Origin of the sequence: Actinoplanes teichomyceticus ATCC 31121 (genome assembly GCF_003711105.1) — a bacterium.
Classification (GTDB): Bacteria; Actinomycetota; Actinomycetes; order Mycobacteriales; family Micromonosporaceae; genus Actinoplanes; species Actinoplanes teichomyceticus.
The window spans coordinates 2,837,501-2,850,509 of record NZ_CP023865.1 but is presented as its reverse complement, the minus strand read 5'-3'; the positions used below and the strand labels follow the sequence as shown (position 1 = coordinate 2,850,509).

The 13,009-nt window shown below is 72.1% G+C and carries 12 protein-coding genes; 6 read left to right on the top strand and 6 right to left on the bottom strand.

Going from position 1 to position 13,009, the window contains the following annotated elements:
- The first annotated feature begins 88 nt into the window (after positions 1 to 88).
- Positions 89 to 529, top strand: a complete 441-nt coding sequence (locus ACTEI_RS12785; RefSeq protein ID WP_122977860.1) for a BP74-related protein — start codon at positions 89 to 91, stop codon at positions 527 to 529.
- A gap of 169 nt (positions 530 to 698) precedes the next feature.
- Here the strand turns inward: ACTEI_RS12785 and ACTEI_RS12780 are convergent, their stop codons facing one another.
- The gene (locus ACTEI_RS12780; protein WP_145830866.1) at positions 699 to 1,328 is read right to left on the bottom strand and encodes a TetR/AcrR family transcriptional regulator; all 630 of its coding nucleotides are present in this window, start codon (positions 1,326 to 1,328) and stop codon (positions 699 to 701) included.
- 89 nt (positions 1,329 to 1,417) lie between these two features.
- Here ACTEI_RS12780 and ACTEI_RS12775 point away from each other — a divergent pair, with 89 nt between their 5' ends.
- The gene (locus ACTEI_RS12775) at positions 1,418 to 3,067 is read left to right on the top strand and encodes a DHA2 family efflux MFS transporter permease subunit (protein WP_122977858.1); all 1,650 of its coding nucleotides are present in this window, start codon (positions 1,418 to 1,420) and stop codon (positions 3,065 to 3,067) included.
- A gap of 88 nt (positions 3,068 to 3,155) precedes the next feature.
- A complete protein-coding gene (locus ACTEI_RS12770; RefSeq protein ID WP_122977857.1) occupies positions 3,156 to 3,638 on the top strand; it encodes a hypothetical protein in 483 nt (160 codons plus the stop codon).
- A 437-nt stretch (positions 3,639 to 4,075) separates the two neighbouring features.
- On the opposite strand, the gene ACTEI_RS12765 is transcribed toward ACTEI_RS12770, so the two are convergent.
- The 4 genes from ACTEI_RS12765 to ACTEI_RS12750 form a co-directional block, all read right to left on the bottom strand.
- Positions 4,076 to 5,176, bottom strand: a complete 1,101-nt coding sequence (locus ACTEI_RS12765; RefSeq protein ID WP_122977856.1) for a fatty acid desaturase family protein — start codon at positions 5,174 to 5,176, stop codon at positions 4,076 to 4,078.
- A gap of 88 nt (positions 5,177 to 5,264) precedes the next feature.
- Positions 5,265 to 6,728, bottom strand: coding sequence for an MmgE/PrpD family protein (locus ACTEI_RS12760; protein ID WP_122977855.1), 1,464 nt, complete (start codon positions 6,726 to 6,728; stop codon positions 5,265 to 5,267).
- Entirely contained in the window at positions 6,725 to 7,693 is a 969-nt protein-coding gene (locus ACTEI_RS12755) for a diacylglycerol/lipid kinase family protein (protein WP_203723764.1), read from the bottom strand. The genes ACTEI_RS12760 and ACTEI_RS12755 overlap by 4 nt, the downstream gene beginning before the upstream one ends.
- Before the next feature lie 94 nt (positions 7,694 to 7,787).
- On the bottom strand, positions 7,788 to 8,585 hold the full coding sequence (locus tag ACTEI_RS12750) for an AfsR/SARP family transcriptional regulator (RefSeq protein WP_122977853.1): 798 nt from the start codon (positions 8,583 to 8,585) through the stop codon (positions 7,788 to 7,790).
- An 803-nt stretch (positions 8,586 to 9,388) separates the two neighbouring features.
- Between ACTEI_RS12750 and ACTEI_RS12745 the strand changes: the two genes are divergently transcribed.
- Entirely contained in the window at positions 9,389 to 10,081 is a 693-nt protein-coding gene (locus ACTEI_RS12745; RefSeq protein ID WP_122977852.1) for a TetR/AcrR family transcriptional regulator, read from the top strand.
- A gap of 18 nt (positions 10,082 to 10,099) precedes the next feature.
- On the opposite strand, the gene ACTEI_RS12740 is transcribed toward ACTEI_RS12745, so the two are convergent.
- On the bottom strand, positions 10,100 to 11,482 hold the full coding sequence (locus ACTEI_RS12740; protein ID WP_122977851.1) for an MFS transporter: 1,383 nt from the start codon (positions 11,480 to 11,482) through the stop codon (positions 10,100 to 10,102).
- A 149-nt stretch (positions 11,483 to 11,631) separates the two neighbouring features.
- Here ACTEI_RS12740 and fabI point away from each other — a divergent pair, with 149 nt between their 5' ends.
- Complete coding sequence (gene fabI / locus ACTEI_RS12735; RefSeq protein WP_122977850.1) at positions 11,632 to 12,477, top strand: enoyl-ACP reductase FabI; 846 nt, start codon at positions 11,632 to 11,634, stop codon at positions 12,475 to 12,477.
- Positions 12,474 to 12,935 carry a MaoC/PaaZ C-terminal domain-containing protein gene (locus ACTEI_RS12730; protein WP_122977849.1) on the top strand — a complete coding sequence of 154 codons (462 nt, stop codon included), beginning with the start codon at positions 12,474 to 12,476 and terminating at the stop codon, positions 12,933 to 12,935. Before fabI ends, ACTEI_RS12730 begins: the two co-directional genes overlap by 4 nt.
- The last annotated feature ends 74 nt before the right edge of the window (positions 12,936 to 13,009 follow it).

The window sequence follows — 13,009 nt, the reverse complement described above, 5'->3', positions numbered from 1 at the left end:
GTGATCCACTTCGGAAGGTCGTGTGGTTCGCTGAACGGGCCGGGCCACAAGCCCGGCCGTCGCCTCAACCACGACCTGGGAGAGCAAGTTGCGTATCACCACGACCACCGCGCTGTCCGCCCTGGCGCTCACCGCCGGCCTGCTCGCGACCGCGGTCACGCCCGCCGCCGCGACCAGTGCCGCGCCGCTGGGCGGCTACGTCGCCACCTTCGAGACCCCGGGTGACGGCGAGACCGGCGGCACCGAGCAGTTCCGGGTGCAGCTCGTCGAGCGCGCCGACATCGACAAGGCGTTCCAGGTGCTGTACGGCCGGAGCAACGAACACGTCAACGGCCGGATCGTGCGCACCACGTCGCCGTACAACCCCGGCTACACCTGGCACCTCGACCCGAACGACGTCACCTTCGCCGCCATCAGCATCGAGCTGTGCGACGGCCTGCCGTCCTACGTCGGCCAGGACTGGTGGACCTCGGAGCGGTTCTGCCCGTGGGCCGGCAAGGTCGTGAAGATGGAGCGCGTGCGCGGCTGAGACTCCGCGCCCGGACACGGCCGCGGGCCGGCACCCTCACCGGGAGCCGGCCCGTGGCCGTGTCCGCCGCCACACCACAACCCCGTCGCCGCGGGCGCGGCGCGCTCTCGAGCCCCCGCCCACGGCGCCCTCTCAAGCCCCGCCCACGTCGCCGCGGCGCGGCGCGCTCTCACGCGCCGTGCACCACGACCACGTCGCCGAGGGAGCGGTGCGCCAGCTCCAGGACGCTGCGGGTGATCTCCGCGGTGTCCAGCGGCGCCCCACCGGCGATCAGGTCGTCGAGCAGGCCGTCGGCCGCGTGGTAGATCATCCGGAACGTCCATGCGGGCTGCCGGGTCCGGAACGCGCCGGCGGCGGCGCCGCGCGTGACGAACTCGCAGATCAGGTCGATGACCCGGGCGTTGGACGCCCGGCACAGCTCGAGGGCCTTGGCGTTGGCCGAGCCGTAGACCAGCCGGTGCAGCTCGGCGTGCTCCACGGCGTGGTCGATCAGCGCGGTGAGCAGCTCGTCGATGGTCGGCCACCAGGCGCCCCCACGCGCAAGGATCTCCTCGGTGGTGGCGACGAACTTGTTGACATACTCCTCCCACAGCGCGCCGAGGACGTGATCCTTGGTCTCGAAGTAGAGGTAGAAGCTGCCCTTGCCCATGCCCGCGGCGCTGGTGATGTCGGCGATGGTCGCCTCGGCGAAGCCGATGGAGCGGAACACCTCCAGGCCCGCGCGCATGATGTCGGCGCGGCGCGCCTCGGGGGTCTTGACGACTCGTTTGCGTCCGGCACGGGAAACGGTCTGGGTCACGATCAACTCCTCCACCACCGACTGCCCCCACCCTACATGACTGACCACGGGTCATTTGACTGACTGACGGTCAGTCAGATACGGTCCGTATGACGTCAGAGATCCGGGGCGCCCCGGACCTTTCCGCACTGTCCGCTCCCCGCAACCACGAGGACGACATGACCAACTCCAGCCGAAGCGCCCCGGAAGCCAGCGGGCGCGGCCTCCTGCTGACGTTCATCTGCATCGGCATCTTCATGGTGTATCTCGACTCCACGATCGTGAACGTGGCGCTCCCCGAGATCCAGCGTGACCTGTCGACCGACATCACCCAGTTGCAGTGGATCATCGACGCCTACGCGCTCGCGGTCGCCTGTCTGCTGCTGACCGCCGGCACGCTCGGCGACATCTTCGGCCGCAAGCGCATCTTCATGGGTGGCCTGGTGGTCTTCCTGGTCGCCTCCATACTCTGCGCCCTGGCGCCGGACTTCGAGTTCCTGCTCGCGGCCCGCATCCTGCAGGGCGCCGCGGGCTCGGTCATGATCCCGGTCTCGCTGGCCCTGGTCTCGGTGACCTTCCCGGAGCCGGCGGCCCGGGCCCGGGCGATCGGCATCTGGGCCGGCATCGGCGGCCTGGCGCTCGCCGCCGGCCCGGTGCTCGGCGGCCTGCTGGTGGACAACGTCGGCTGGCCGGCGATCTTCTGGGTGAACGTGCCGTTCGGGGTGCTCGCCTTCGTGGTGCTGGCCCGCCGGCTCGGCGAGAGCAGGGCACCGGGCCGGCGCCGGGCCGACGTGGTGGGCCAGGTCCTGTTCGTACTGGCCATGGTCGCGCTCGTCTACGGCCTGATCGAGGCCAGCTCGCGCGGCTGGGGCGACACGCTGATCCTGAGCTCCTTCGCCGTGGCGGTCGTCGCCCTGATCGCCTTCGTCGCCTGGGAGCTGCGCCAGCCGGATCCGATGCTGCCGATGAACCTGTTCCGCAGCCCGGTGCTGGTCGTCGCCGGCGCGGTGAACTTCCTCGGCCTGTTCGGCCTCTACGGCAGCATCTTCCTGCTCACGCTCTACCTGCAGCAGATCAACGGGCTGTCCACCACCGCCACCGGCGTACGCTTCCTGGCGCTCAACGTGGCGATCATGGTGTTCTCCTACGTCGCCAGCGTGCTCGCCGCCAAGACCGGCCCGAAGCTGCCGATCGTCATCGGTTCCGTGGCGAGCGCGGCGGGCCTGCTGCAGCTCGCGCGGCTCGAACCGGGCACCAGCTTCGCCGCCTACTGGTGGGCGCTGGCGCTTCTCGGTGCCGGTGTGTCCCTGGTGGGCGCCCCGGCGACCGTGGCGCTGCTGTCCTCGGTCCGCCCCGAGCAGGCCGGCACCGCGTCCGGTGTCTCCAACACCTTCCGCCAGGTCGGCAGCGTCTTCGGCGTCGCGATCACCGGAACCCTGCTGCTGCGCCACCTCGACGCGGCGGTGCCCGACGCGCTGCGCGGTGTCTCGCTGGGCCCGGCCGGGCAGGGCGGGACGGTCGAGGCGCTGTCCGCCGGTGACCTGTCCGTGATCGAACGGCTGCCGCAGCAGCTGCGCGGCCCGGTGCTCGACGCGGTCGCGCCGGTGTTCACCGACGGTCTGCACATCGGCTTCGTCGTGGCCGCGATCGGCACCCTGATCGGCGGGCTGTTCGCCCTCCTGGTGCTGCCCGGTCGCCGCCGCGCCGCGGCCAAACCGCCCGCTCCCGCCCCTGCGGCATCGCAGGTGTCCAGCAGGTGAGCTGATTAGCCCCCGGCGACCGTGGCTTCCCCGTGGCCACGGTCGCCGGGCTGTCCACACATCCGGCCCACACCCCACGGAGTCCCTCATGCAGACCGAGAAACTGGCCGTGGCGTACCGGGAACTGGTGCGCGTCGCCGGAGAGCTGCCGTTCGACGCCCTGCCCACGGACGCCGACCGGGCCGCCACCGCGTGGCGGCTCGCGCACATCGCGCTCAGCGACCGTGCCCTGGTGGGCACCGCCCACGCCGTCATCGCCGGGACGCCGGCCGTCATCGACAACGCCCCCGCCATGTCCGGGCCGGCCATCGACACCATCCTGTCGTCCACCTCGCACCTGGAACGGGTGGACATGGTGCGGCGCAACGCCGCCGAGCTGATCGACCTGCTGGCCGGTACGCCGCAGGAGCTGGCGTCCACGCCGGTGCACGCGCGCCTGGTCGACCGCGCGGGCCAGGTGGTGCTCGAGGACGACATCCCGTGGAGCGCGGTCATCGACCTGCGCGCCGAGCAGCACATCCCCGGCCACACCGCGGCGCTGGCCCACGTGCCGAGCCGATCGCAGGGGTAGGCCGCGCCTGCGGCACGACGAAGACCTCCCGGGCTCCCGGGAGGTCTTCGTCGTGCTCGGGCCCAGCGCGAACGCGGGCCGCGGGCACCGGCGCGAACCCGCGCGCCCGGATCGGATGCCCGGCCCGGGGGCGGCCGCCGCACCGCGAGGGCGGCGCGCCACCGTCATCCCGGCCCGCATCGGCCTGATGACGGCCGTCGCATCGGCGAAGGCACCGGGCCCCCTGGTTCCATCGGAACCGCAGGAGCCCGACAGGCGGCGCGCCGCACCGGCGAAGACGCCGGGCCGCCGGATCCCAGCAGGACCCGCGACCGCTCCATCGGCCGGCCGCCGCACGGGCGAAGGCGCCGGGCCGCCGGGTCCCTTCGAGACCACAGCAGCCCGGCGCCTCAACGACGGAACTCACCGGGGGCACGCCCCCGGTGGCCGGTACCCGCTCAGGCGGCGACGGGCGCCACACCCTGCCGCGCCGGTTCGCTGACGTCGTGCAGGAAGCCGGCCACCTCACGGTAGGACTCCAGCACGCCGACCTCCAGGTACGGGATGCCGTTGCGCGCGCAGTAGTCGCGCACCATCGGCCGGGCCCGGCCCAGGTTCATCCGCGGCATGGTCGGGAACAGGTGGTGCTCGATCTGGTAGTTGAGGCCGCCGTACATGAAGTCGATGAACGCGGACGGGCGGATGTTGCGCGAGGTCAGCACCTGACGCTCCAGCCAGTCCAGCGACTCCTCGCCACGCCGTACCTCCATGCCCTTGTGGTTGGGCGCGAAGATCAGACCGAAGTGCAGGCCGAGCACACCCTGCTGCACCACGATGAACGCGACCGCGAGCAGCGGGGACAGGACCGTGAACACCACGGTCAGGTAGATGGCCAGGTGCAGGGCGATCAGCCCGCCCTCGACCCACGGCCGCTTGGTCTGGCCGCGGGCGATGGCCAGCACCGACGTACGCCGCATCTTGTAACCCTCCAGCACCAGCAGCACGAAGAAGAGCACGTGCTGGTGCCGGACCACGAACTTCTGCCAGCGGGTACGGCTGGCGTACTGGCTCATGTCGAAGATGGCCGTCCGCCGGCCGATGTCCGGGTCCAGGTCGATGTTGTTGGGGAAGCTGTGGTGCCGGTTGTGGTGGTTCACCCACCAGCCGTAGCTGACCCCGTTGACCAGGTTGGCATGGATACGCCCGACCGCGGTGGCCGGCATGCCACGGAACATCGCCTTGTGCCCGGCGTCGTGGAACATGTAGGCGCTCTGCACGCAGGAGATTCCCATCCACGCGGCGACGGCCAGCTGCCACCACGAGTCGCCGATCAGGAAGAAGGCGACGAGCCCGGCGAGAAACATCGCGGCGTTGAAGGCCAGCCGGCCGTAGTACCGTGCGGGTCGAAGCTCCAGGAGGCCGGCGGCACGGACCTCCTTGGCGAGCTCGGCGAAGTGTGCGCCGACCTCCTTCGTCGTCGCCGCGGCCGGGTCGACGCCGACGAGGCCGCTGCGCGGCCCCGGAGACGCCGGGGCCGGTCGGAAAGCTTGCTCTGGCATTGGCGGAACTCCTTCACGAGGTTCGGCTCGCTTCAGGATGCGCCCGGCCTCTGACCGGCACCTGACCGCGCGCTGACACCGTCGGCGGTCAGCGCAACGCCGCCTCGATCCAAGTCCTGAGCTGCGACGCTGACATGTCGGCCAGGTCACCGCCGGCGTCGGCGACGGCCGGATCGCCGCCCTGCGCGAGGAACTTCTCGCGGACCAGCTCACGATGCCGGGCGCGCAGGTCGTCGCCGGCGGCGCCGACCGGCACCCGGCGCTCGCGCGTCAGCACCCGGCCGTCGCCCAGACGCACGGTCAGCCGCGCGGGCGTCGCCTTCTCCGCCGTCGTGAACGTCTCCTCCGGCACGGTGTCGCCCGCCAGGCGGGCGAGGTCGGGGCCGACGAAGTCGCGCAGCCACTGCCGTCCGGGTTCACCGGCCGAGCGCAGCGCCGCTCCGAACGGGGCCGCCGATTCCAGCAGCTGCGCGGTCATGCCGTCGTGCTGCTCCAGCCGCACCCGGTGCGCCAGCTCCCAGCGGGCCGGGTCGGCCAGCCGCGCCGGCTCCAGGTCCTCGACCGTCAGGTCGCCGGTGAGAAGGGCGGTGGCCACCGGGTAGCCCACGGACAGCAGCAGCGCGCTCAGCGGCGTGCGCTGCCCATCGAGGTACGGCTGCGCCTGGCGGGCCGCGTAGCCGGTGTAGGCGGAGGCCTGCACCACGACCGACTCGATGGCGGCGCCGCCGATGCTCGGGTGCAGCTCGCACGCGCAGTCCACGGCCGCGTCGACGCCCGGGCCGCCGGGACGCACCTTGAACGAGAGCGTCTCGGTGTGCCAGCGGCGACCGAGTCCCCCGGTGAGCGTCTCCGGCAGCGCGACGGAGGCGAACCGGCTGAGGAAGCCGCGCGGATTCTCCAGTACGTCCGGCACCCCGGTCAGGCCGGCTTCGGCCGCGTCGCAGGCGTCCATCGCCGCCCGGACCGGGACCAGCGCGTGGGTGAGCTTGGCATCACCGCCGAGGAACGCGTGCATGACCGGCCAGGGCGGCGCCGCGAAGGCCAGCGCGAGCGCGTGCGCCCACTGCCCCGGGGCCGCCGGGGACAGCTTCATCCGGCCGGTGACCGCGCCGGCCAGGTGGGTGTGCAGCGCGCTCTGCCCGCGCAGCGGCCCGAGCGTGGCGGCGGCGGTGATCCGGGCCGCGCACTCGTCGGCCGCGACGACGGCCGTGACCAGCGCGGCGCCGTCGGTTTCCCGGGCATGGGCGTAGGCGAGCGGGACCGCCACGCAGGACGGTCCGAGGTGGCCGGAGTACGCGGTGTCGTCCAGGTTGAGCCACGAGCCGAGGGCGGCCAGGACGGCGGCCGAGCGGCGGGGATCCGGTTGGAGCGGCGGGCCGAACGCGGTCACCAGCCGGGCGCCGGCGCTGTGCCGCAGACCGGCCCGGATGGCGGCGAGCTGGGACAGGATCTGGCTGGCCGCGAGGTCCCGGACCCGCTCGGGCACGTCGTCCGGCCGTAGTCCGGCCGCCCACCGGGCGAGCTGCGCGGACGCGCCGCCGGCGCCGCTCATCCGACCGGCCGGCCGGCGTGACAGGCCACCGGCAGCGCCGCGGCCAGGACCTCGACCGTGAATCGGCGGTGGTCGCCGCGGACCAGCTCACCGTCGTGCTCGAAGGGGACGGGGGTGTGGTCGGTGCTGCTGATGGTCACCCGCTTGCCGCGGGCGTAGACGACACCGGGGCGGCCGATGTGCCCGCCGTCGGTGATCAGCTCGGGCACCTGCTCGGCGGGGACCGTGGCGTCGATGACACAGACGTCGAGGTATCCGTCGTCGAGGACGGAGAACGGCAGGAGCCGGGCGATCCCGCCTCGGTAGCGGCCGCCGCCGACGTTGGCCAGGATGGTGGGTCCCTCGTGCACCACGTCGCCGTCCACCTCGACGCGCCCGGCGTAGGGGCGGTGCCGGGCGGCCGCGCGGGTCAGTGCCTCGCGGTAGCGCGCCCGCCCGGTCAGCTCGATGCCGGCGGCCACCCCGAGCGCCTCGGCGACCAGGCCGGAGCAGGCGCCCAGCAGGATCAGCTCGGAGGTCTCGGCGAGCCGGTAGAGATCGAGCCAGCGGATCTCGGCGCGTACCGGCCCGTCCGCGGCCGGCTCCAGCAGCGCCTCCAGCGCGTCGGTCCACGGCACCTCGCCCCACTGCGCGAGATAGTTGGAGTTGCCGGTGCCCACCGGCACCACGGCCAGCACGGGCGGGGCCGCTCCGGGCGGCGTGCCCTGCACCAGGCCCTCGACGACCTCACGCACGGTGCCGTCCCCGCCAGCGGCGATGACCAGGACCGATGCGCCGTCCGCCGCGGCCACGGCGCGGGCGAGACGGACACCGTCCCCGCGACCGGCCGTCCAGAACGACCGTACGTCCGGTATCCGGCGGGCGCACCGCCGCGCGATGTCGGCCACCACCGCGGGGGAGGTGGTGCCGGCACGCGGATTGGCGATGATCACTACCGAGGTGAACCGGTCGGCGGCAGCAGGCATCGGGACGCCCTTTCGGCGCTGGGGAACGTACGGTTGAGCACACCCTGCCCGGCGCCGCTGACCGCCGGCTGACACGGCGCTGACCGGCGTGCGGTCAGCGGGCCACGGCGCGCAGCAGGCGGTGGTCACCGTGGATGAGCAGGCCGTCGTCGTGCGCGAGGATCGCCCGCTCGTGATTGCGCAGCATCGGCGACGGGTCCACCCCGAGCTCCTCGTTCATCTGCTGCCGCATCCGCTGATACACCCCGAGCGCCTCGGCCTGCCGCCCGGACCGGTACAACGCCACCATCAACTGCTCGCACCACCGCTCGTTGAGCGCCTCGGAACGCACCAACGCCGACAACTCCGGCACGATCGCGCTGTGCAACCCCAGCTTCAACTCGTTGTCGAACAACATCTCCAACGCCGCGATCCGCACCGCGCTCAACCGGGCCGCCCACGCCTGCGCGATCATGCCGACCGGAGCACCCCCGAACACCTGACCACGCCACAGCGACAGCACCGCACGCAACCGCTGACTGACCACCGCGGGCGGCAGACCCGGATCCGCCTGCACCGCGGCCACCTCACTGGCGAACGTGATCGCGTCGGTGGCCGCCCCGTCCAGATCCAGACGGTACCCACCGGCCCGCGCCACCAGCCGCGCCTCAGCCCGCTCCGGCTCCAGCGCCCGCAACTTGCGCCGCAACCGGCTGGCATGCGCCTGCAACGCGTTCTCCATACCGTCCGGCTGCCGACCACCCCACAGCTCCTCCGACAGCGTGCCGAACGGCATGATCTGCCCCTGCGCGCTGATCAGCGCGGCCAGCAGGGCCCCCTGCATACCACCCCGGAATCGCGTACTGCGATGTCCGGACTCGATCAGCATCTGGCCCATTATCCAGATGTTCACGGCGCAACCCCCATGACTTCGATCCACCGACATGCACCTGCCGGCATCCCGCGTGCGACGTGCATTGCTCCGGACGGTTCTCAAAATATCGGAAAGCCGGGGCTAAGCTCGTCGGACGCAATTCGGTGCCGGTCGGCGACACAGGTTCGTCCAGCCCTTCAGCGACGTGTCGAGGCGTGGCCGTCACCGTTGACGGCGTGACGCGTCTTATCGTTCGACGCTCCGAATTAATGTCGAAACATTACCGACCATCGATCAATGAGAAGGACATCGAAGTTCTTACCACAGCATTTTCCGGGCCGTCCATTACCCGCCACGTAGTGCCTGAAATCGCCCGCAAACACGCATAGTGACCGCGGTCGAGCCGCCCCGGACGGCGCCGTCGCCCACAAGTCGATCGAGACCGGAGATCGACGCACGGAGAAGGAGCCTCGGTGACCCCGCGGCGGCGAACCGCCGGGTTCACGCTGCGTGAGAGATGAGGGCTATCCGGCGAATTGTCGGTGACGGACAGTTCCACTCCAGACACGATGAGTTCATCTCGGCTCAGGAGTGGGACATACAGTACGACACTGCGCATTCCACTACCTGGCGGGTAATCGACAGCGCTCGTCTTTCGCGGAACCATAACGGCCTGGCCTGCCCTTTCAGGCGCGGACGGCGACGCCGCGGGCGGAGTCGCCGCGTCCGGGCAGGGGCGGCCGACGACGAGTGACACACGCCATAGTCATGCCGCGCCGCCGGCCGACTGTGGTGCGGGCGCGTGTGTGCGGGCGGAACCCGGCAAAGGAATGAGGAGACACATGCGGACTTCCGGCAACGACCCGGACCCGGCCTTCCGGATCCGGTGGGCCGCGTACCAGTGCCTCACCCGGCACCGCCCGGGCCGGCTCGACCTGGCCTCGGTGGCCGACGCGGCCGGGATGCCGCTGGCCGAGCTGCAGCGGCACTGCGGCTCCCCGGACGCGCTGCTCGGCGAGCTGATGCTGGACGCGTACGCGAGCCTCGCCTGTGCCATGGAACAGGCCGCGTCGACGGCCCTGCGGCAGACCGCGAGCCCGGCCCGGCAGTGGGTCGCGGTCGCCCGCGCGGTGCGCTCCTGGGCGCGGACCCATCCCGCCGAGTACGCGCTGCTCTGGGAGCCGTCGCACCCGCACTACCGGCCGTCGCCGGAGGTCATCGTCGCCGGCAGCCGGACCCTGCTGGTGCTGGCCGGCATCGTGCTGTACGCCCGGACGGTGGCGCCGGAGCAGCCGCTGCCGGCGAGCGAGCAGCTGTCGACGGCCATGGCCCGCAACGTCGGCAGCCTGGCGCGCGGCCTGCTGGTCGGCGTCCCCCTGGAGGTGATACCACCGCTGATGCTCGCCTGGAGCCAGCTGCTGGCCTCGGCGGACGTGGCGGTGCAGAGGCTGGTGCAGGGCCTGCTGCCCGAGCCGGACGCGTTCTGGGACCACGTGGCCCACTCGGCGGGGCGGCAGCTCGGCCTGCCGCAGTGAGCCGCGCCCGCCGGCGGCTCAGGACAGCTGGTCGTGCCGGTCGACCGACAGGCCCGTGGTGCGCTGGCCGAACAGCCCGACCACGACGACCAGCACCGCCATGGCGCCCGCGATCACGGTGAACAGCAGCCCCGCGCCGCCGTGCTGCAGGATCGGGATCATCACGAACGGCAGCACCCCGGCGCCGAGGCGCGACAGCGAGTACGCGGCCCCGGTGGCGGTGGTCCGGAACTCGGTCGGGTACTGCTCGGCGAGGAAGACGTGCGACGCGGTCGAGAAGACGTTGCTCAGCAGCGTGTAGAGGAACCCGAACACCACCACCGCCACCGGGTCGGCCGACAGCCCGAACCCGAGCCCGCTCGCGGCCATCAGCACCGCCGCGCCGCAGATGAGCACGCGCCGCTCGACGCGGTCGATGACCGGCACCGTCAGCAGTGACCCGAACGGGTAGCCCAGGAACGTCAGGGCGGTGTAGCCCAGCCCGGACACCACGTCGACGCCCTTGACCGCGAGCACCTGCGGGGCCAGCGTGCCGAACCCGTAGTACGCCACCACGGAGAGCAGGCAGACGGTCCACAGCACCAGGGTGCGCCCACGCTGGCCGGCGCTGAACAGCACGCGGTAGCCGGGCGGGCGGCGGTCCACGCCGGCCGCCGCGACCGGCGCGAGCGGCTCGGACACGACGCCGGCCTGCCTCTCCAGCCGCCGCACCAGCTGGTCGGCCTCGGCGATCCGGCCACGCGCGGCGAGCCAGCGCGGCGACTCGATCAGGCCCCGGCGCAGCAGCCACACCGCGACGGTGCCCAGCGCCCCGGCGACGAAGACCCACCGCCAGCCGGCCACCCCCAGCCAGCTGCGCGGCGCCAGCCACAGCGCCGTGAACCCGACCGCCGGCACACCGCAGAACGCCAGGCTGTAGGCCCAGGCGATGAGCCGGCCCCGCTTGGCCGGCGGCAGCACCTCGGCGAGATAGCAGTCGGCCAGCGTCTGCTCGGCCCCGATGCCCAGCCCGGCCAGGAACCGGGTCACGATCAGCCAGCCCGCGCTCGGCGAGAAGGCGCCGGCCAGGGTGAACAGCGAGTAGGTCAGCAGGTTGAGCATGAACGCGCGCCGCCGCCCCAGCCGGTCGGACAACCTGCCCAGCACCAGCGACCCCACGAACTGGCCGATGAACCCGGAGGCGAGGAAGAGCATCAGCGTGGTCCCGCCGACCGCGAACTGGGTCTGCAACACCTTGGAAACCGTGCCGGAAAGATTGCTGTCGAAATAGTCGAAGAAGAGGCCGGCACCGACGAACGCGGTCATCGATCGGTGCAGGGCGGTGACCGGCAAACGGTCCATCCGGTCGCCGATCGAGGTCCGCTGGGAACCGGCGAGCGGGCTACGCGCGACCTGAGTCATCGAACCGTTCCTCTCCTTCTCTGCCCGAGATCCGTCGCTGATCGGTCCGAACTCTGGCATGGCTGTTCAGAACGGGTCCATTACCTGCGAGGTAGTCGGACGCCGCTTATCAGTCAGCTGTCAACCCGGTGTCAGAAATGCTCACCAGAATGACGTCGTCCGATCTGCGGAAGAGATGGGGAACCGCTGTGCTGCTCGACGGGAAGAAGCTTCTGATCACCGGAGTCATCACCGAACGCTCCATCGCGTTCGCCGCGGCCCGCCAGGCTCAGCTGCAGGGCGCCGAGGTCGTGCTCACCGGCTTCGGGCGCGGGCTGCGGATCACCGAGAAGATCGCCGCGCGACTTCCGCACCGGTGCGACGTGCTGGAGCTGGATCTGACCGACGCGGAGCACCTGACGCGCGTCGCCGCGCAGGTGCAGGAGCGCTGGGGACGGCTCGACGGGGTGCTGCACGCGGCGGCCTTCGCCCCCGCGGAGGCGCTGGACGGCGGCTTCCTGACCGCCGGGTGGCCGGAGGTGGCCCGCACGATGCACGTCTCCACGTACTCCTTCGCCGCGCTGGGCCGGGCGACCGCGCCCCTGCTGGCGGCGGCCGGCGGCGGGTCGATCGTCGGCCTGGACTTCGACGCCGGGCAGGTCTGGCCCGGGTACGACTGGATGGGCGTCGCCAAGGGCGGCCTGGAGAGCTGCTGCCGCTACCTCGCGCACGCCCTGGGGCCGCAGGGCACCCGGGTGAACCTGGTCGCCGCCGGTCCGCTGCGGACGGTGGCGGCCAGCGCCATCGGCACGTTCGAGACGCTCGTCGAGGCCTGGCGGGAGCGGGCGGCGCTGGGCTGGGACCACACCGATCCGGAGCCGGTGGGCCGCGCCATCTGCGCGCTGTGGTCGGACTGGCTGCCCGCCGTCACCGGGGAGACGCTGCACGTGGACGGCGGCGCGCACGCGGTGGGCGCCAGGGCGGCCGCGGTCGTCGCGGCGGGCCGGGCGGCATGAGCGCGCGCCGCACCCCGGTGACCGGGCTGCCCGCGCTGGTGGGCGAGGAGCTCGGGGTGAGCGACTGGCGCGACGTCTCCGCCGCGACGGTGACCGCCTTCGCCGAGATCACCGGTGACCGCCAGTGGATCCACGTGGACGCCGAACGGGCCGCGGCGGGGCCGTTCGGCGCCCCGGTCGCCCACGGCTTCCTGCTGATGTCCATGGTGCCGGCGATGCTGTCGGAGGTGGTCGACGTCATCGGCGCCGACCACGTCGTCAACAAGGGCGTCTCGGACGTACGGCTGCTGAGCCCGGTCCGGGTCGGCGACCGGGTGCGCGGCCGGGTCCGGGTGGCGCGGGTGCGCCCGCGCCCGCGCGGCTTCTGGGAGACCGACTACGGCGTCGAGCTCGCCGCCGAGGGGTCCGGCACCCCGGCGTTGCGCATGACGCTCACCCTGCTCTACCACGTAGAGTGAAGTTCAATTTACTCATCGTTTTACAATCTCGGTACAAACATGTACAAACAGCAATGAACATGCCAGGGTGAGTT